General features: G+C 51.5%; 20 protein-coding genes. 11 read left to right on the plus strand and 9 right to left on the minus strand.

Features of this window, described 5'->3' with window-relative positions:
- Positions 1-96: 96 nt before the first annotated feature.
- Positions 97-429 (minus strand): ArsR/SmtB family transcription factor, encoded by a 333-nt coding sequence (locus ACTF5Z_RS03695; RefSeq protein WP_009576266.1) that lies wholly within the window; start codon positions 427-429, stop codon positions 97-99.
- 98 nt (positions 430-527) lie between these two features.
- On the opposite strand from ACTF5Z_RS03695, the gene soxC reads away from it, so the two are divergent.
- Genes soxC through soxB form a run of 8 tightly spaced genes read left to right on the plus strand, consistent with a single transcriptional unit; the run spans position 528 to position 7,020 of the window.
- Positions 528-1,844 carry a sulfite dehydrogenase gene (soxC, locus tag ACTF5Z_RS03700; protein ID WP_009576267.1) on the plus strand — a complete coding sequence of 439 codons (1,317 nt, stop codon included), beginning with the start codon at positions 528-530 and terminating at the stop codon, positions 1,842-1,844.
- Positions 1,828-2,796, plus strand: coding sequence for a c-type cytochrome (locus tag ACTF5Z_RS03705; protein WP_438984539.1), 969 nt, complete (start codon positions 1,828-1,830; stop codon positions 2,794-2,796). The genes soxC and ACTF5Z_RS03705 overlap by 17 nt, the downstream gene beginning before the upstream one ends.
- Positions 2,796-3,149 carry a sulfur oxidation c-type cytochrome SoxX gene (gene soxX / locus ACTF5Z_RS03710; RefSeq protein ID WP_009576269.1) on the plus strand — a complete coding sequence of 118 codons (354 nt, stop codon included), beginning with the start codon at positions 2,796-2,798 and terminating at the stop codon, positions 3,147-3,149. Before ACTF5Z_RS03705 ends, soxX begins: the two co-directional genes overlap by 1 nt.
- A 17-nt stretch (positions 3,150-3,166) precedes the next feature.
- A complete protein-coding gene (gene soxY / locus ACTF5Z_RS03715) occupies positions 3,167-3,631 on the plus strand; it encodes a thiosulfate oxidation carrier protein SoxY (protein WP_009576270.1) in 465 nt (154 codons plus the stop codon).
- 19 nt (positions 3,632-3,650) lie between these two features.
- Positions 3,651-4,064, plus strand: coding sequence for a thiosulfate oxidation carrier complex protein SoxZ (locus ACTF5Z_RS03720; RefSeq protein ID WP_438984540.1), 414 nt, complete (start codon positions 3,651-3,653; stop codon positions 4,062-4,064).
- A 34-nt stretch (positions 4,065-4,098) separates the two neighbouring features.
- Complete coding sequence (gene soxA, locus ACTF5Z_RS03725; RefSeq protein WP_009576272.1) at positions 4,099-4,902, plus strand: sulfur oxidation c-type cytochrome SoxA; 804 nt, start codon at positions 4,099-4,101, stop codon at positions 4,900-4,902.
- A 16-nt stretch (positions 4,903-4,918) separates the two neighbouring features.
- The gene (locus ACTF5Z_RS03730; RefSeq protein ID WP_438984541.1) at positions 4,919-5,227 is read left to right on the plus strand and encodes a hypothetical protein; all 309 of its coding nucleotides are present in this window, start codon (positions 4,919-4,921) and stop codon (positions 5,225-5,227) included.
- 11 nt (positions 5,228-5,238) lie between these two features.
- On the plus strand, positions 5,239-7,020 hold the full coding sequence (soxB, locus tag ACTF5Z_RS03735) for a thiosulfohydrolase SoxB (protein WP_438984542.1): 1,782 nt from the start codon (positions 5,239-5,241) through the stop codon (positions 7,018-7,020).
- Positions 7,021-7,024: 4 nt separating this feature from the next.
- On the opposite strand, the gene ACTF5Z_RS03740 is transcribed toward soxB, so the two are convergent.
- The gene (locus ACTF5Z_RS03740; protein WP_438984543.1) at positions 7,025-7,507 is read right to left on the minus strand and encodes a hypothetical protein; all 483 of its coding nucleotides are present in this window, start codon (positions 7,505-7,507) and stop codon (positions 7,025-7,027) included.
- On the minus strand, positions 7,507-8,874 hold the full coding sequence (locus ACTF5Z_RS03745; protein WP_438984544.1) for an FAD-binding oxidoreductase: 1,368 nt from the start codon (positions 8,872-8,874) through the stop codon (positions 7,507-7,509). The genes ACTF5Z_RS03740 and ACTF5Z_RS03745 overlap by 1 nt, the downstream gene beginning before the upstream one ends.
- Before the next feature lie 100 nt (positions 8,875-8,974).
- Between ACTF5Z_RS03745 and ACTF5Z_RS03750 the strand changes: the two genes are divergently transcribed.
- A complete protein-coding gene (locus tag ACTF5Z_RS03750) occupies positions 8,975-10,009 on the plus strand; it encodes an ELM1/GtrOC1 family putative glycosyltransferase (RefSeq protein ID WP_438984545.1) in 1,035 nt (344 codons plus the stop codon).
- Here ACTF5Z_RS03750 and ACTF5Z_RS03755 read toward each other — a convergent pair.
- The 4 genes from ACTF5Z_RS03755 to msbA form a co-directional block, all read right to left on the minus strand.
- Positions 9,996-10,715, minus strand: coding sequence for a sulfotransferase family 2 domain-containing protein (locus tag ACTF5Z_RS03755; protein ID WP_438984546.1), 720 nt, complete (start codon positions 10,713-10,715; stop codon positions 9,996-9,998). The genes ACTF5Z_RS03750 and ACTF5Z_RS03755 overlap by 14 nt on opposite strands.
- An 8-nt stretch (positions 10,716-10,723) precedes the next feature.
- The gene (locus ACTF5Z_RS03760; protein ID WP_438984547.1) at positions 10,724-11,512 is read right to left on the minus strand and encodes a sulfotransferase family protein; all 789 of its coding nucleotides are present in this window, start codon (positions 11,510-11,512) and stop codon (positions 10,724-10,726) included.
- A gap of 71 nt (positions 11,513-11,583) precedes the next feature.
- The gene (locus tag ACTF5Z_RS03765; RefSeq protein ID WP_438984548.1) at positions 11,584-12,519 is read right to left on the minus strand and encodes an ELM1/GtrOC1 family putative glycosyltransferase; all 936 of its coding nucleotides are present in this window, start codon (positions 12,517-12,519) and stop codon (positions 11,584-11,586) included.
- Positions 12,485-14,284 (minus strand): lipid A export permease/ATP-binding protein MsbA, encoded by a 1,800-nt coding sequence (gene msbA / locus ACTF5Z_RS03770; RefSeq protein WP_438984549.1) that lies wholly within the window; start codon positions 14,282-14,284, stop codon positions 12,485-12,487. The genes ACTF5Z_RS03765 and msbA overlap by 35 nt, the downstream gene beginning before the upstream one ends.
- A 221-nt stretch (positions 14,285-14,505) precedes the next feature.
- On the opposite strand from msbA, the gene recA reads away from it, so the two are divergent.
- Both recA and ACTF5Z_RS03780 read left to right on the plus strand, forming a co-directional pair.
- A complete protein-coding gene (gene recA, locus ACTF5Z_RS03775) occupies positions 14,506-15,543 on the plus strand; it encodes a recombinase RecA (protein ID WP_438984550.1) in 1,038 nt (345 codons plus the stop codon).
- 57 nt (positions 15,544-15,600) lie between these two features.
- Positions 15,601-16,050: a regulatory protein RecX gene (locus ACTF5Z_RS03780; RefSeq protein ID WP_438984551.1), complete on the plus strand. Its 450-nt coding sequence runs from the start codon at positions 15,601-15,603 to the stop codon at positions 16,048-16,050.
- A gap of 12 nt (positions 16,051-16,062) precedes the next feature.
- Here ACTF5Z_RS03780 and ACTF5Z_RS03785 read toward each other — a convergent pair whose 3' ends face one another.
- Both ACTF5Z_RS03785 and ACTF5Z_RS03790 read right to left on the minus strand, forming a co-directional pair.
- Positions 16,063-17,523, minus strand: coding sequence for a flavin-containing monooxygenase (locus tag ACTF5Z_RS03785; protein ID WP_438984552.1), 1,461 nt, complete (start codon positions 17,521-17,523; stop codon positions 16,063-16,065).
- A gap of 62 nt (positions 17,524-17,585) precedes the next feature.
- On the minus strand, positions 17,586-17,950 hold a 365-nt coding region (locus ACTF5Z_RS03790; RefSeq protein WP_438984553.1), incomplete at its 5' end, for a hypothetical protein.

Raw genomic sequence — 17,950 nt, forward strand, 5'->3', positions numbered from 1 at the left:
AGGGTATCCCTTATTTCTGTTTTATCGTTATTGGCAACTAAGTTACCTTCAAACTTTCTAATATGCAAATACTGTGATTTGTTTTCTTTTTGACGATTACTGATCGGATGCAGCGCACGCACTGTCCTCGTCGTCAGTCGCGCAGTAGAGCTCGTAGAGTACGGTCACAATCTGCGCGACCTTATCTCCGGATAGGCGATAGTAGATGGTTTGCGCCTCCCGTCGACTTTCTACAACGCCCTCGTGGCGCATGCGCGCGAGATGCTGAGACAAGGGAGATTGCTTAATATTAAGCATACGGGAAAGCTCACCCACCGATGCTTCACCGTTTTTGAGTTGGCACAAAACCATAAGGCGGTCAGGGTGCCCAAGTAGCTTTAGCATATCGGTCGCGTTCTTCGCCGATGCTTGCATTTTGTCGAGTTCCACTGTCAGCTTTTCCTCAGGGTGGTTGCGTTAGTTAAGAATTTTATAATATGCTGTAACTTCAACTTACGTGTCGCTCATAAAATAATCAAGGTTAGCGCATGAATAAACAAGCAGAACTCGATAGTTTACTACAACAAGTCGCAGTTTCGGGCGAAAATTTAACGGGTACCGATCGCCGCGGCTTTTTACGTAAGGGTCTCACATTTCTAGGGGCTGCATCCGCCACGGCCGCTGCGGCACACATGCCCTCCGTTAAGGCAGCTTTTCCTCCGGAGGAGCCCGCTTACGGCAAAACCTTGGGCAAGCCAGTGTTGTTTGCACCCTATGGCTCGCCCTCCAAATACGAATCCCATGTGCAGCGTCGAACCGTCGAATGGCTCACGCCCGACCGCATTTCGTCCATCAGTTTTACTCCTTTGGCTGATCTTAAAGGGATCATTACGCCCAGTGGTGTTATGTTTGAGCGTTACCACGCTGGTCTCCCGGACATAAAGCCGCAGGAACATCATCTGATGATTCACGGCATGGTCGAGCGTCCAATTATCCTATCGATGGATGACTTGATGCGCTTTCCATCGGTGAGCAAAATTCATTTTGTGGAATGTCCCGCTAACGGTGGCATGGAATGGCGTGGTGCGCAGATGAACCGTCTGCAGTTCTCCCACGGTATGATCGGCTGTGCCGAGTGGACAGGGGTTTTACTGTCCACACTCTTGGAAGAAGTCGGCGTCAAACCCGAGGGTAAATGGGTTCTGGCGGAGGGAGCAGATGGCTCGCACATGAGTCGCAGTATCCCGCTCGAAAAAGCTTTAGATGATACCTTAGTTGTATATGCCCAAAACGGCGAGATGCTGCGGCCCGAGCAGGGTTACCCTGTGCGGCTGGTGAATCCAGGCTGGGAAGGCAATACCAGTATCAAATGGTTGCGTCGTTTAGAGATAGGCGACCAGCCTTGGTACCACCGCGAAGAAACTTCGAAATATACCGATTTGATGCCCGACGGTCGCTCACGCGAATTTACATTTGTACAAGAGTGTAACTCGGTCGTAACGAATCCGTGTCCAGAGAAGCCCATGATGAAGCCTGGCAAAGTTTGGGTCGAGGGTTTGGCTTGGTCTGGACGAGGCAAAATCAAGCATGTAGACGTGTCCTTTGATGGCGGTGTGACCTGGCGTGAAGCTAAATTCACCAGCGAGGTATTCCCCCGTGCACTGACCCGCTTCGGTTTAGAATGGGACTGGCAAGGCCAGCCTGCAATGATTCAGAGTCGAGCGATAGATGACACCGGGTTTGTGCAGCCTACCTACGGTCAGCTACGTGCCGCTAGGGGTGAGAACTCGATTTATCACAAAAATGCCATTCACACATGGAAAGTTAACGCAGATGGGAGTGTCGTCAATGTTCAAATCTCCTAATCAAGTAAAAACGAGCTTATTATCGAGTGGGTTTCTGGCGGTCGCCATGACGCTCGGAGCAGGTGCTGCCCAGGCCGAAAAGGACTCGGGCTACTACGGTTATGGTCAAGTCGCGACCCCCGAGCAAATAGCGGGTTGGGATATTGATGTGCGCCCGGACGGATTGGGATTGCCAGAGGGCCGCGGCACTGCGGAAGAGGGCGAGTGGATCTACGAAGAAAAATGCGCCTCTTGCCATGGTAGTTTCGGTGAGGGTGTTGACGGTTATCCCTCGCTCGCAGGCGGTGAAGGCACTTTGAGCGGTGATGGGCGTCCGCATAAAACGATCGGCTCGTACTGGAATTACACGAGCACGGTATTCGACTATATCAACCGAGCCATGCCCTACACGGCGCCCAGATCTTTAGAGCCCGATGAGGTCTATTCTCTGACGGCCTACTTGTTGTTTATGAATTACATCATTGACGACGAGGCCTTCGAGCTTAATCAAGACACTTTGGCTACCGTGCGCTTGCCGAATGAGCCCAATTTTATTCCTGACGAACGTCCCGATACGGCGAACACACGCTGTATGTCGGATTGCCGAGATCCTGCCGCTATCGAAATCAAGTCGCAGGCATCGCCCTCTTTGGCAGAGGAGCTGGCGGCTGCGCAGGGTGATGCCTCTGAGGCAGCTACTGAATCTCAGCCTGCAGTAGCGACTGTCGGTAAGAGTGTGTACGATCAAAGCTGCATGCTTTGTCACGGCTCGGGATTAGCGGGCGCCCCCAAAGTGGGTGACGTCGAAGGGTGGCGGGGGCGAATCGCAGCGGGTAGTGCCACCCTGTACAAGCATGCCATAGAAGGTTACCAAGGCGAGGCCGGAGTCATGCCAGCGAAAGGTGGTTTCATGAACCTGACTGACGACGACGTCAAGGCGGCCGTAGACTATATGGTACAGGAGAGCCTGTAATGCCAAAGCTAAAATTAATGGTTACTGCGGCACTATTGCTTGGATGCGCAAACTTGAGTGCATCTGATTTGTCGCTAGAAGAACGCATCGCTAAAGGCTACGGCTTGGCCGCTGATCGTAACGCTGGCAACTGCTTTTCCTGCCATATGGCTGAGGGAGCAGAGCAACCGGGTAATAGTGGACCTGCTTTGATTATGATGCAGTTACGCTACCCTGATCGGGAACAGCTCAAAGCGCAGATTGCCGATCCCAGAGTTCGAAACCCCAATACCAACATGCCGCCCTATGGCGCTCATCATATTTTGACTGATCAGGAACTGGAGTGGATGGTCGACTACGTCCATTCTTTATAACAGCAACGGAGAAAAGTATGTCTAAGTTATTTTCAAGACGTCGTATTGTACAGGGCTTAATGGCCGCAGCCGCGTTAGTCGCCATGCCATTGACCGCATTCGCTAGAAATTCTGAGGCCTTTGGCCTAGGTGATTTTGCCAAAGCACGCAGCACGATGTTTGGCGGTCAAGACATCGCCGACGGTTCGGATGGCATTACCCTGGAATTGCCCGATATCGCCGAGAGCCCAGCAAAAACAAACGTTAAAGTTAAAGTTGATGAGGCGAAATTGGGCGCCCTTAAAAGCATTACTTTTATGGCCGAAGTGAATCCAACGCCGATTTCAGCGAAATTCTATTTTAGTCCCCGAGTAGAGCCAGAATTAGAAACGTTTATCAAGCTGGCCGGTACAACCATGGTGCATGCCATTGTCGAGACCGATAAGGGGCTTTATTCCGCCAGCAAAGAAGTGAAGGCAACGCTTGGCGGTTGCGGCGGCTAAACAGGATTAGGAGAGAAATATGTCAGATCACGCTCGTTCAGAAGAAATTGAAAACTATCAGCCTCGCACTCGCACTCGTTTGCGTTTGAAAGAGGGAGATACCGCTGCCGATAATGTGCTGTCAGTGATGACCATGGTTGTGCACCCTATGACCCCGGGTATTGAGCGCGACGCAGAGGATAACCCTGTCCTTAAAGACGGTAAGGTATCGATCCTGGCGCATAAGACGCACCACCTAATTGATTGGGAGTGCAAAATCAACGGTGAGGTTGTTTTGGCCGCTGACTTGAGTGGTTCGGTGTCTAAAGACCCCATTATCAACTTCGCTATCCGTGGCGTTGAGGGGGGAGATACCTTTACACTGTCTTGGACCGATAACCAAGGGTACAGTGATACCGAAGAACAGGTAGTTAAAAGCCGCAAGAAAAAATAATAAGTCGATAGCGACTGAGTACTAGAGGTAGCCTATGAAGTATCCAGTTACGGTTGCGCTGCTTGCAAGCTTGAGCTTGTCGGCAGCCGCAGGGCCAGAGGAAGATCGTGCAGCCTTTGTTCAATTCTTTGAAAAGCGGTTTCCAAGTATTGAGGTTGCAGAGCACATCAATGGCGCTTATGCCCTAGACGAGGATAAACGTAAACAGTGGGAGGCCCTTGAAGCGGGTTTTCCACCCTACGAAGACGCTGTTTTCGATGGTGAGGCACTCTGGGAAGACGGCCCCTACGCAGATTGCTTTGGTGGTACGCCAGCCGTGAAACAAAACTACCCCATGTGGGACGCTAAGCAAGGCGTAGTGACCTTGGAGCTTGCGATCAACAATTGTCGTGAGGCAAATGGGGAGGAGGTTTGGGACTACCTCGATTACGATATGGTAGCGCTATCAGCCTACATGGCATTTGAGTCGCGTGAAGAGTCGATCAATATTGATGTGCCTAACGAACAAGCCTTGGCCGCTTACGAGGATGGTAAGGCCTTCTATTATCAGCGCCGAGGCCAATTGAACTTCGCCTGTAGCTCTTGCCACTTAGAAATGGCCGGTAATAATCTGCGCTCAGAGCGTTTAAGCGCCGCTTTGGGGCATGTGACTCATTGGCCGTCGTACCGTGGCAAGTGGGATGAAGTAGGCCCGCTTCAGCGCCGTTTCAAGGAGTGTAACGATCAAGTCAAGGCTAAAGGGTTTGAACTTCAAAGCGAAGAATATCGCAATCTCGAATACTTTTTGACGTACATGAGCAATGGTTTGCCCCTCAATGGCCCTACCACTCGTAAATAAGACAACGGTGAATTCAATGACTCCTAAATTTATGGGTATGGCGGCACTGAGTTTGGCGCTGTTCAGTGGTTCCGTATTGGCGGACGACTGCACTGAGGCGAGTGCTCTGATACAAAAAGCGCAAGATGCGTATAACGCGGTCGATGCACGCGGTTTTGCCTGGGTGCCCACCGCGACCTACTTAGCAGATGCCAAAGCAGAGCACGCATCTGGTGCTTGTGAGCAGGCGATGGTGCATGCGCAACGGGCCCTAGACACCGCAAAAGCGGCCATGGCGCAAGCCGAAAACGAAGCGACGGCTTGGCAAAGCCGCGTGCTCAAGTAGCAGAGGTCGGTATGAATCGTCGCGAATTTTTGGATTTGTTAATGCGCTCGAGCGCTGCATTCTCTATGGCCGGTGTAGGTTTGTCGGCCAGTGCCAAAACATGGTCTAACTCGGCTTCATCTTTGTATGATGTGCCTGTCTTCGGCTCGGCTCGCTTGCTGCACATCACGGATACCCACGCTCAGTTAAATCCTATTTATTTTCGCGAGCCGAACGTCAATTTAGGTTTTGGAACGACTTATGGCCGCTGGCCGCATAAAGTCGGCAAAAGCTTGCTGTCTGAGCTTAGCGATGCTTCGGCGATTCAGGCGCATGCCTTAACCTATTTAAATTTTGAAGAAGCGGCAAACCGCTTCGGCAAAGTGGGGGGGTTCGCTCACCTCAAAACCTTGATTGATCAGCTCCGCGCCTCGGTGCCAGATGGTCGAAGTCTGCTGCTTGATGGCGGCGACACCTGGCAAGGTTCCGGTACCGCCTACTGGACTCGCGGTCAGGATATGGTGGAAGCGACCAATAAGCTTGGCGTGGACATTATGACCGGTCACTGGGAGTTCACTTACCTAGAAGACGAAATTTTAGCTAACGTCGAAAAATTCAACGGTACCTTTGTGGCGCAAAACACCTACGCCAGCGACGAAGCTTTGTTTGATGGTGTGCCGGTTTATGATGATATGACCGGGCATGTGTTCAAGCCCTACGATATTAAAACGATGGGCGAACATCGAGTCGCTGTTATTGGTCAGGCGTTCCCGTATACCCCGATTGCCAATCCAAAACGGTTTATTCCAAACTGGACCTTTGGTATCCGAGAAAACGATTTAGCTGACTTGGTTGACGAGATTCGTGCTAACGAAGAGGTCGATGCAGTTATTTTGCTGTCGCACAACGGTATGGATGTCGATCTTAAATTGGCAAGTCAGGTCTCGGGTATTGACGTGATTTTAGGCGGTCACACGCACGATGGTGTGCCCATGCCGGTCGAGGTGAAAAATTCAGGCGGTGTCACTGTGGTGACCAATGCGGGTTCCAACGGTAAGTTCGTTGGCGTATTGGACTTAGATTTGGGTAACGGGAGAGTCAAAGACTACCGGTACCGATTGCTGCCAGTATTTTCCGAATTGTTGACCCCAGACCGTGAAATGGCCAGCTTCATTGACGCCGTTCGGGCACCCTATTTGGATATTCTTAATGAAGAGCTCGCAGTCGCTGACTCTTTGTTGTATCGCCGCGGTAATTTTAATGGCACGTTCGATCAGGTCATTTGCGATGCTCTGCGTACGCAACTTGATGCGCAAATTTCGCTGTCACCGGGTTTTCGCTGGGGCACAACGGTGTTGCCTGGTGAAACCATCACCATGGATCGTGTGATGGATCAAACCTGTATGACCTACCCCGAGACCTACGCACGCGAGATGTCGGGCGAAAATTTAAAAGCGATTTTAGAGGATGTCGCGGATAACTTGTTCAACAGCGATCCTTACTATCAGCAGGGCGGTGACATGGTGCGTTGCGGTGGTTTGAATTACGTGATTGAGCCCCAAGGTCAGTTTGGCGCGCGCATTACCGACATGACACTGGATAACGGTGAGAAAATCGAGGCTGGCAAGAATTATAAAGTGGCAGGTTGGGCGACCGTGGGCTCACAATCTCCGGGCGCGCCCATTTGGGATGTGGTCGCCGATTACCTGCGCGATGCCAAAACTGTGAAAGTTGATAAAATTAACACGCCCGTCCTTAAGGGCGTTAAAGCCGATAATCCAGGTATCGAAAGTTACCTAGGCAAGTTCGCCTAGACGTTCAGCGATACCACTCCAGCGCCTGTTCCACGATTTGCTCGAGTAGATCGTGGACGGCGATATAAGCGGGTACTTGTAAGGCCGGTAGACGCACGCTCACGTAAGTGATCGTAGGCGCGTCAATCAGGGTGTATAAACTGATGGAGTAGGGGCATAAGACGATGTTATGCGGATCTTGCTGTGCCAGTTCGTGGCTGAGATCGGCCTTGCAAAACAGTATCGATTCACCCTGGTCATATACGGGCTTTGCATCTTCTACCGCCTCTGATGTTCGCGCTAGCATGTTGGCTGCGTAGGCAGTATAGGACACGACCAAGCCTTTGGCTTCTATCGTTGTAACGATGTCCTGCTTAATATCTCTAAAGTCGCCTTGCACAGTCCAGACGAGCGCTGGGCCGATTTCCTCGGGTCCGACCACTTGGCTTGAGGCTGTTTGCGCGGCAGCAAACCCCAGCAATAGGATTAGAGTAGTGATCGCTTTCATTAGGCAAATATTTTGCCGGGATTCATGAGCCCGCGAGGATCAATGGCAGTTTTAATGCTTTTCATGACGTGTATTTCCGCTTCGGTGCGGCATAAGTTTAGATAGGATTTTTTGTCAAGACCAATGCCATGCTCTGCCGATACTGAGCCTTTAAATTGGGTCAGTAGGTTGTAGACAATATCGTTCACCGCTTTTTTATCCGACAATGGGCCTATACCGAGGTGGATATTACCGTCACCCAAATGACCGAACGTCACGCACTTTACATCGGGATCAAAGTTGGTCAAGGCCTGCTCAAGCTGCTCGGTGTATGCCTGCATATGGCGCAACGGCAGACTGATATCATAGGCGATGGCGGGACTTCTGAAGATCATCTTAGCTTCGACATCATCGCGAATGGCCCAAAGTTGGTCGGCCTGTTGATCCGAGTTTGCTATGACTGCATCGCTAATGACAGCGCTTTCCAATTGCGCTTCTAAAAACGTCTCAAGCGGATTGGTTTCAGTGACTTGGCTGTGACTACTTTCTAGCAATATGTAAAACGCTTGATGCGGGGGTAGCACCGCTTGGTGACGCCCAGTTTCGGCGACATTTAAATCGTAGTAGTTACCCCACATGGCTTCAAAGGCTGTCAGGCTGCTGGCCAGTTGCGTAGAGGCGCTCTTTAATAAGCTTTTTACGCCATCGAAATTGTCACACACCACCATCGCGGTGAATGTTCGAAGCGGTGCCGGTTGCAGTTTTAAAACCGCTTTGGTCACAATGCCTAGTGTGCCCTCGGCGCCAATGAGTAGTTGTTTCAAGTCATAGCCAGTATTGTTCTTCAGCATTTCATTCATGGCGTCGATAATGCGGCCATCGGGCAGCACCGCTTCGATCCCGAGAACTTGATTTCGCATCATGCCGTAACGTATGACGCTATTGCCTCCAGCGTTGGTTGAAATCATGCCACCGATGGTAGCTGTCCCCCGTGCGCCCAGGTCGACGGGAAAGAGCCAGCCTTGTTCGCGCGCAGCGTCCTGCACGACTTGCAGAGGCGTGCCGGCGTTGACCACCATAATCCCGGCATCGGTATCAAACGAGTCGATACCGTTCATGCGCTCTAAGGAAATCGCAATATCCTGCTCAGAGCATGTCATGCCATTAACTAGGCCTGTTAACCCGCCCCAAGGGACCATGGTTTGGTGAGCGTCGTAACACATTGCCATTGCGTCGGCCAAGGCTTCGGTACTGCTGGGGCGTATAATAGCCCGAGCGGGGCACGAGCCCTGTCCCCAAGCGTAATTTGGGCGCGCTTTGACGTCGTCGTCTAACAGGATGCCCTTAGGGCCGAGCAGTTGGGAAAGTTGTTCTAGATTGACACTCATGCTGGGTTTGCTTCTGTTCTGGTTTATACTGCCTAGATCAGAACATATGGCTCACAGCTTGGCAAGACTATGCCAGCCTCGGGTTTAAGAACATAACGCAATGGCCGAACTGGATCAAAAAGAACTCCGTGTGTTAATACTGCGAGACGGTAAGCCCGGGCATGAAACTAAGCCCGATGGCTTCGTACGTTATTTGCGTCAGCAGGCTGACATTCAGGTAACAGAGGCGAATGTTCGTCTTCCTCTTGCCGCTTTGATGCGCCCACTATTGACGCTCGTTATTAATTATTTGCCGACCTTACTGTGGCGCCGCGCGGTGTTGTCTTTGTATGGCTTGTCGCTGGATGATTTTAGGCCCGATCTCGTCTTGGCTGCGGGCGGGAAATCGTCGTTTGCTCTGGCGGCCTGTCAGGCGACAGAAAACATCACTGGGGTTCTTTTGGGCTCGGCTCGCCGACTCAGGCCCGACCGACTAGGATGGGTGTTTGCTGCCGATGCGGATGAGTCTTGGGGTCGCTGTGTACAAGTTCCTCTGCCGCCTTCGGCTCATGGTGCGGTCAGTCGGGTTGTTAAAGGCGAGGTGAGGACGCGCTTGGGTTTGGCGGAACACCAAAAAGTGCTGGCGGTCCTAATCGGTGGTGACGGCGCGGGTTGCGAGTACACCTTAGCCGATTGGCAGCATCTCGCGCAGTTAATTCGGGGCTTTGCCGAAGATGAGTCTCACGCGGTGTTACTATCGACGTCACGACGCACAGGGTTAGAGACTGAGAAGAGCCTACAAAAGCTCATCCCCCCTCATTGTTTGCGGCAAGCGGTGTGGTTCAATCATCGCGAAGAGCGCTGTATGGCGGATTATTTGGCGGCGTCCGATGCGGTCCTAGTTAGTGTTGATTCGGTTTCTATGATGGCAGAAGTGTGCTCGGCCGGTTTTACCCCATGGATATTCTGCCCTCAGCGTGCCGAATTGCCGTCGCGCGTTGCGTCACTGATTTCCCGTCTTGAGTCTAAGGGGATGATCAAGTGGCTTGCCGGTGACGAAGTCAGCATAAATGGGAATGAATGCGCCGACTCTGAGCTCGATCGTTTTTGGCACGGGCAGATCCGTGCCGTGCTGGTGGACCTTAAGGTTCTTTGATCCAGGCTGTTGGTTGGCTTTTACCTTCAAAATCGTAGCCCAATAGCTCGATTTCTCTGGCGAACAACTGGGCGACAAATTCTCGGTCGGCTTCATCGTAGGCGCTAGAGAAATGCGCTTTGTCTTTGCGAATGCCCGTTTTTACTTGCGGTAGTTCGGGCGGGTTTTCGATTCCAATGTGCTCGAGTACCTTTTGTAGATCTTGACTGAGCGTCTCATAACAACCCACAAAGTCCACTGCGACCTCATCGCCAAAGCAATAGAGCTGGTGGTCGAGCGGCAATTTTTTGATACGTAACCACTCGCTGAAAGGCGTCTTCTCCGCTTTGCCACGCATTTTCCACCAGTAGAATGACACGACCTTGTCCCAAGGATTGCGGTCGAAACAAAATTTGTAATACGAGTTCCAAATTTCGTCGCCGCACAGTTGTTTAATGCGAGCGCCGCCCATGTGTTGGTAGTAGTGTTTGTTTAAAAACACGCTGTCCTTGTGAATGAGTTTGCGCATGCGCTCGTATTTGGCGTAAAGCTTGTCGAGGGGGGAACTGCCAATCCAATTGCGAGGCTCATGATCCTGCGCTGGCGGGTCCATAGTCGACACAATGTCATTAGGGGCGCACAGTTGGGACAGCATGGTTTCGACCGAGCTCCCAGCAGTTTTATGGGTTTTGATAAAAATAAAACGGTATTTATGGCTAATGATCATGGTGCGTCCTAGAGTTGGCCTCGGCGCCATCGATTAAAGCGGTAGGCCGCTACTTTTAGAGCGATGTTGCCGCCTTGACGGATCTTGTTCCACAGACCCTTGCGATCAGGATAACGGCTGGGACTGTGGTCAGGTTGGATGCCCTCTAATTCGTCTATCCAGGTCGTATCGGCTTCGTAGCCACATTCTATGAGCAGCGCGCTGATATCACCGTGGCGCTGTATTTGGCTCACAATGCGGGGCAGATTGTCCCGCCATCGTCCGATGCTATCAGTATTTATCGAACGCAATCCATGCATAGCGCGCTCAGATTGCGCCGACAGCTTGGCATGCTGGTGATACTTCGAAAACGGATGCGTACAGGTCAACCATGGAATTTGTTTCTGCAACATACTTTGAACGGCGTCTGGATCTCTGACGAGATCTTCGTAGCGCACGGTAATGCAGCGCTCGTGTGCTTGCATTCGTTGCGCAAAGCCATGCTGCTCTCGCCACAGACGCAAGTTTGAGTAGTATTTGTCTCCTGCAATGCGGTGTTTGCTCACCACGACATCGCGCGGGTCGCGCAGGCAATAAATCACCCAGAAATCGGGAACACTGGCCAACACTCGTGGCATAAATTGAGTGTCCTTTGGGCGTTTCGTCAGCAGAGTTTGGCCGTCGCTGGCTTGGGTTCGATTGAAGCGTGTCTCGTGGCCGTACAGTTTGTCAAAATGACAACAGGCACTCATCATCTCGTACAGTAAGGTTGTGCCACTGCGCGGCGAGCATCCGACAATGTGAATTTGTTTATACACGGCTGTTTCTGCAGTTAAGGTTGCGCAAGAATAGCATGGCCTTGCCAAGATATTCGAGTTTAGGATCGTTTCTACACACGTGACAGAAGCCACGTCGCTGCAGTTTCTGCCTCGTTTAATCGGGGTAGCGGATCGGTCGCAAGCCTCAGGGTACAAGCCTGAGTTACTGAGCTTACTTTGCCCTCGGCGATCATCGCCTGCATGCTACGGTTGATTCTATTTTTAGCTTTTGGTGGCAATTCGATTAAGCCGACATCGGCGCCACAGCTGAGAGCTTCGTAAACCATTGATACACTGTCGGGAGTAACCCACACGCTGTTTGCTTCGCGCATGTGTTCTACTAGCCAGCCCTTGGGGCAGGTGTCATGGCGTTGAATTGTGACGCTTGGACGCGCGGTGTATATGTCTGAAAGTTGTCGCTCAGGGCTGCGACGTGAATCGGCAACGATCCACTTCAGCTCGGGTTGTGAGTCCACAATGGCGCAAACTTGGCGGGTGACCTGCGCGCTGGGCCACTCAAAGTGCTTGGACTGACCACCCAAAAGCACTAATCCTTTATTGCTGGGTTCGTGATTTTGTTGGCCTAGGGGGTTTATGGCACCTTCAGTGAGGTGGACCCTGGCGGCAACTGCAGTTTTAAGCGCATCATGCTTTGGCATAATAATTGAGTCAAACCCGGTAAGAGGCCACGATGGCCGCATGACCACCGCTGTATGAGCTCGCAATTGCTTGCCGAGAAACAGCGCAAGCCAATGGGTGCTGTGGCCTGCGGCAACAATGACATCTGCGGTTTTGAGTGATCTGAAGGTGTCGCCTCGTGCGACTAGCTTTTCTGGGAGTGAAAGGGTTGTCACATCTAGCCAGGAGCTCGTGTGAGTCGGCCTCTTAGCGGCAATAGCCTCACTCAGTCCGCGCAGCTGATTCAAGTGCCCGGGTTTGCCATCATGTAAATACAGCCAATGTTTCGTAAAGTTAGTCATCAAACTGAGAGCGGTGTAGATGAGCATACAAGCCGTTTTTGGCTAGGAGCTCCAGATGAGTTCCTTGCTCGACCACTGCCCCTTGGTCCATAACGATGATCAGGTCGGCTCGTTCGACGGTCACCAAACGATGCGCGATCACGAGGGTTGTACGATTTTTAGTGATGGTAGGCATAGCGGCGTTGATCGCACGTTCCGATTCATTGTCGAGGGCCGATGTGGCTTCATCGAGAATGAGTAGCGGCGCATTTTTGAGAAAGGCTCGCGCGAGAGCAATTCGCTGTTTTTGCCCTCCAGACAGTGAGGCGCCACCTTCGCCGACTTGAGTATCTAAGCCTTCCGGCAGGGATTGAATAAATTCCCAAGCATGCGCACTTTTAGCGGCGGAGATGATGTCTTGTTCGCATGCGTTTGCGAGCTCGCCATAGGCGATGTTGGCGCGTATCGTGTCTTCAAATAGCACTGTGTCTTGGGTCACAATTGCAACGTGGCGGCGAATAGACTGCTGGGTGAGCTCGGAGGCGTCGTTATCGTCAAACCAAACCGAGTTGCCGGGGGCTTGTATAAAGCCTGCGATAATATCGATGAGTGTGGTTTTGCCCGCGCCGCTTCGACCCACGAGAGCGATCAATTGCCCCGGTGCAGCATCGAAGCTGACACCATTCAGCGCTTGGCGGTCGGAGGTCGGGTACTGATACGATAATTTGTTCAGGCGTAAGCCACCGGTAAAACTCGTCAAGGGACGCCCCGACTCATCGTGCTCCAAGGATTGGTCTAGAATCTCGAAAATGCTTTCTGCCGCGGCAATGCCCCTCTGAATCGACGCATTAACGTTGGTCAGTTGCCGCAAGGGTTTGGCGACTAAACTGGCGGCGGTGATGTAGGCTAAAAATTCTCCAGCAGTGAGGTCTCCAAACAGCGTCGGATCTAAGCCAAACCAAAACAGCAAGGCGATAGCGCTGAAGGTTAGGATCTGAATAATCGGTGTGCTTATCTCGTTCACGCGGGCGAGTTTTAATTCGTTCTTAAGGCTGGCACGGCAGCGTTCTTCAAAGCGCTTGTTTTCGTAGGCTTCACCTCCGAAAGCCCGGACAATAGCTTGCCCGCGTATTGCTTCTGAGGCGACATGAGTTACGCCGCCCATCGATTGCTGTATACGCTTGCTGTACCGTTTGAACCGGCTGCTCGCAATCCGAATAATCAGTCCGATGAGCGGTGCCGCAAGAAAAAACAAGAGCGACAGCTTCCAATCCAAGTACAGCAAGTAAGCCAGCAAGGCCATTACGGTCAGCCCTTCGCGTATCAATGTTTTGATTGCGTTGGAGGATGCCGCTGCGACTTGCTCGACATTAAATGTAAGCGTCGATATGAGCTGCCCCGAGTTGTTGCGACCAAAAAACCCCGAGGGCAAAGCCGTTAAGTGCTCGAATACATCGCGGCGAATACGATTTACGACGTTGCGTGCGACAAAGCTAATGTAATAGCCACCCAAATAACTTCCAATACCCCTTACTGAAACGACCGAGATGATCGCAATGGGTAGAAACAAGCGTATACCTTCTCGGGTGGCCAATCCCAGCTGTTGTTCCCAGCCGCTTAACTCATTGGTTGAAGCCTCGGGCTCAAAGGCGCTGGGTACGTATTGCATTAAGCTCGCAAATGCAGACTGCGTGAGCGCGTAAAGAATAAAGCCGCTAATCGCCAGAATAAGGGCGGGCCAAAAGTGCTTTACATAGCTCAACAGGCGCTTGTAGGTTTGCCAGCCAGTGTTGTTGGCCGCGGGGTCGCGCATTGACCTAACCTTTGGAGAAATTATCGTGGTCGTATTGTATGCCATGCGAGCCGCTTTGGCACCCCATCGGTTTCGTGGGCACTGTGGACGAGTCATGCGTTGATGCGATGATTACTGGTCGCCGCTGATGTTGAAAAAGAAATTTAGAACACTGAGGATATGTACAGTACTATCTAGGCGTGGTAAGGTTCGTTTAATTCATTATTCAAGGATGTATGGCTATGGATCCAAATAAGCAAAAAGCATTAGAGGCGGCATTAGCACAAATCGAGCGTCAGTTTGGTAAAGGCACCGTAATGCGCATGGGTGACAGCGAGCGTGTCGCAATCCCATCAATTTCTACCGGTTCGCTTGGATTGGATATTGCCTTGGGTATTGGTGGCTTGCCTAAGGGGCGTATTTGCGAAATTTATGGACCTGAGTCCTCCGGTAAAACGACACTTACGCTACAAGTGATCGCAGAGGCTCAAAAGTTGGGTGGTACCGCGGCGTTTATTGATGCTGAACACGCCTTAGATCCCATTTATGCCGAGCGTCTGGGCGTTAACGTGGATGACTTGATCTTGTCTCAGCCCGACACTGGGGAGCAAGCGCTAGAAGTCACCGAAATGCTGGTGCGCTCTGGTGCTGTCGATGTGTTAGTTGTGGACTCAGTGGCTGCGCTAACCCCCAAAGCCGAAATTGAGGGTGACATGGGTGATTCCCACGTTGGTTTGCAGGCGCGTCTATTAAGCCAGGCAATGCGTAAGTTAACGGGTTCGATTAAACAAACCAATTGTTTGGTGATTTTTATTAACCAAATCCGCATGAAGATTGGCGTGATGTTCGGTAGCCCAGAAACCACCACTGGGGGTAACGCACTTAAGTTCTACTCATCGGTTCGTCTCGACATCCGCCGTATTGGCGCGGTGAAAGAGGGCGACGAAATTGTGGGTAACGAAACCCGAGTTAAGGTGGTCAAGAACAAGGTGTCTCCACCCTTTAAACAGGCCGAGTTTCAGATCATGTACGGATCGGGTATTTACCACAACGGTGAGTTGATCGACTGGGGTGTCAAGCTCGGTCTGATCGATAAATCGGGCGCTTGGTACGCCTATAAAGGTGACAAAATTGGGCAAGGCAAAGCCAACGCGGCGAAGTTTTTAAGCGAGAATAAAGACATTGCTGACGAAATCGAATCGGCTATTCGTGCCCAAACGCTAACGGCTTCAAAGCCTGTCGAAGTACCTGTGGAAGAGGCTCAGGAAGCTGGTGAGTAATATCGTTTAACCATGCAAGAAGGGTCTATAACTAAGCTGTCGGCTCGCGCTGTCTTAATGGACTATTTAGCACGGCGCGAGCACAGCCAGCACGAGTTGCGCACCAAGGCTCTGAGACGCCTAGGTGCGCAAGCCGAAGTCGACATTGAAGAAGCGCTAGTGGATTTGGCAGACGAAGGTCTGCAATCTGACGAGCGATTTATCGAGGGTTTGTGTCGGCATCGTATCAACAAGGGATATGGTCCCAACACTTTGCAGCAGTTGGCTCGTGAAAAAGGCATTACGAAAGAAGGGCTCAGTGATGCACTGGAGGCCTTGGCACCCGATTGGTTTGACTGTGCTCAAGAAACGCTCAACAAGAAGTTCGCAAAGCCGATTGATGCCTCACTTGATTACGCGGGCAGACGTAAAGAGCTACAAAAACGCATGCGGTTTTTGAGCTACAGAGGCTACCCGACCAGCGTCATATCGGCCGTCGTTGCAGCCGATGACGGCTACGATGACTAAGTGGCATTAAGCTTACTGGAAATTCAAACCCCGCTCTTTGCGTGGATCGCGCTTAAACATCCACCAATCTTTGAAGTAGTTTTGGTGCAGTTTCCAAGGCGACTCAGAAGCCTGTTTGGGTAGTTCGTGTTCGTGGCGCTTGATGTAGCCTGAATTCAGGTCGAGGAAGCCTTCGGTATTGTCTTTATTTGCGGGCTCTTGGGGTATGAAATATTTAAACCCTTGTGCGTCCATGTAGGTCACTAAACGATTAAAGTAGCGATGCGTGAGATCACATTTGAGCGTCCAGCTGGCATTGGTGTACCCCATGGCGTACGTCATATTGGGTACGCCGGATAACATGCAGCCCTTGTAGACAAAGCGGTTCGGGGCGTCTAGCGCGATGCCATCGACACTGATTTCAATGCCACCCAGGAACAGCAACTCTAAGCCGGTAGCCGACACGATGACGTCTGCCTCTAAATGCGCACCCGAACTTAGGGCAATGCCTGACTCATCAAAGTGAGCGATAGTATCGGTAACGATATCGGCTTTACCTGCCTTGATCGCATCAAACATATCGGCATCTGGGACTAAGCATAAACGCTGTTCCCATGGTGTGTACGAGGGAGTAAAGTGTTTGTCGACGTCGTAGCCGGCCGGGAGCAATGGACGCAGCATGTCGATGATACGGTGCTTAGCTTGCTCGGGAAACTTGCGACAGCGTTGATAGATGAACTGTTGTAAGCCAATGTTTTTAATGCGCGTTAGGTTGTAGGCCCAGCTGTTAGGCAGGAACGAACGTAGCGCATTTGCAATACCGTCTTGTGATGGGCGCGATACCATGTAGGTCGGTGAGCGCTGAAGCATTGTGACTTTTGCCGCCTTGGCTGCAAGCGACGGTACCAATGTAACCGCTGTCGCGCCACTGCCAATTACGACAATACGCTTGTCGCTATAATCGAAGTTAGGGTCCCAAAACTGAGGGTGAATGACGGGCCCGTCAAAGCGAGCTTCCCCGGGATATTCTGGTTTGTAGGCGCTGTCGTAGTTGTAGTACCCGCAGCAGAGTTGCAAGAAGCGGCACTGGATTTTTTGTGTATGATCACCAGCCTGCAGTTGCACGCTCCACAGCGCGCTTGCGCTGTCCCAAGCCGCAGAAATGACTTTTTGATTCAAAGTAATCTTGGAGCCAAGGCCGTACTCTTGCACGGTCTCTTCAATATAGGCCTTGATTGATGGGCCATCTGCAATCGATTTTTTGGCGATCCAGGGCTTAAAGTCAAAGCCTAGGGTATGCATATCGGAATCGGAGCGAATGCCCGGGTACTTAAACAAATCCCATGTTCCACCTATGCTCGCTCGGCTTTCTGTGATGTGAAATGTGTAGTTCGGGTGCTCTCGTTGTAAATGAACTGCAGCGCTGATTCCAGAAAGGCCGGCGCCGACAATTAAGACATCAAGCTGTACCGGGGTATGAGTCGTGACGGACATGAGGCCTCGCGTAATTGGGGTTTGTCCGAAGTCTAAACGCTAGTGGCTAATAAGCAACTGTTTTATAGCGTCCACAAGGAGACAAGTGATGTGTGTAAAGTCCGCAAAATATGGCGTCCCATTGGGCTATCCAGCGCCAAAATATTCTGCTCCTCGGCACGAACTAAATTATCTACCGAGTAAATCATCATGGCGTTTGACACGAAAAGCAGCTGGTCGCGCTCTTCTGGTGTGAGGGCAGGGCTGATACTGATCAGTACCTCAGCAAGAGACGATGGCGGTGTGCTCATTGGAATGTCAGGGTTAAGCACCTTTTCAACGCGTTCTGGGGTGCGTAGAAAATGTGCTAGAAACTTTGCGTACAGCCGGCCGTTTTCGCTGCGTCGCGTGTACTGCAGAAAGGGTTCTAGGTAAATATCGATAGCAA

The organism is Aequoribacter sp. (genome assembly GCF_965659035.1).
In the GTDB taxonomy this organism is placed as follows: Bacteria; Pseudomonadota; Gammaproteobacteria; order Pseudomonadales; family Halieaceae; genus Aequoribacter.

Bases quoted from the DNA above. Each gene is read 5' to 3' on its own strand.
- ACTF5Z_RS03730 (WP_438984541.1), top strand. From the start codon at position 4,919: ATGACTCCTAAATTTATGGGTATGGCGGCACTGAGTTTGGCGCTGTTC.
- ACTF5Z_RS03720 (WP_438984540.1), top strand. From the start codon at position 3,651: ATGTCAGATCACGCTCGTTCAGAAGAAATTGAAAACTATCAGCCTCGC.
- ACTF5Z_RS03755 (WP_438984546.1), bottom strand. From the start codon at position 10,715: ATGATCATTAGCCATAAATACCGTTTTATTTTTATCAAAACCCATAAA.
- ACTF5Z_RS03740 (WP_438984543.1), bottom strand. From the start codon at position 7,507: ATGAAAGCGATCACTACTCTAATCCTATTGCTGGGGTTTGCTGCCGCG.
- soxC (WP_009576267.1), top strand. From the start codon at position 528: ATGAATAAACAAGCAGAACTCGATAGTTTACTACAACAAGTCGCAGTT.
- soxY (WP_009576270.1), top strand. From the start codon at position 3,167: ATGTCTAAGTTATTTTCAAGACGTCGTATTGTACAGGGCTTAATGGCC.
- ACTF5Z_RS03780 (WP_438984551.1), top strand. From the start codon at position 15,601: ATGGACTATTTAGCACGGCGCGAGCACAGCCAGCACGAGTTGCGCACC.
- soxX (WP_009576269.1), top strand. From the start codon at position 2,796: ATGCCAAAGCTAAAATTAATGGTTACTGCGGCACTATTGCTTGGATGC.
- soxB (WP_438984542.1), top strand. From the start codon at position 5,239: ATGAATCGTCGCGAATTTTTGGATTTGTTAATGCGCTCGAGCGCTGCA.
- ACTF5Z_RS03705 (WP_438984539.1), top strand. From the start codon at position 1,828: ATGTTCAAATCTCCTAATCAAGTAAAAACGAGCTTATTATCGAGTGGG.
- ACTF5Z_RS03745 (WP_438984544.1), bottom strand. From the start codon at position 8,874: ATGAGTGTCAATCTAGAACAACTTTCCCAACTGCTCGGCCCTAAGGGC.
- ACTF5Z_RS03750 (WP_438984545.1), top strand. From the start codon at position 8,975: ATGGCCGAACTGGATCAAAAAGAACTCCGTGTGTTAATACTGCGAGAC.
- recA (WP_438984550.1), top strand. From the start codon at position 14,506: ATGGATCCAAATAAGCAAAAAGCATTAGAGGCGGCATTAGCACAAATC.
- msbA (WP_438984549.1), bottom strand. From the start codon at position 14,284: ATGCGCGACCCCGCGGCCAACAACACTGGCTGGCAAACCTACAAGCGC.
- soxA (WP_009576272.1), top strand. From the start codon at position 4,099: ATGAAGTATCCAGTTACGGTTGCGCTGCTTGCAAGCTTGAGCTTGTCG.
- ACTF5Z_RS03785 (WP_438984552.1), bottom strand. From the start codon at position 17,523: ATGTCCGTCACGACTCATACCCCGGTACAGCTTGATGTCTTAATTGTC.
- ACTF5Z_RS03765 (WP_438984548.1), bottom strand. From the start codon at position 12,519: ATGCTCATCTACACCGCTCTCAGTTTGATGACTAACTTTACGAAACAT.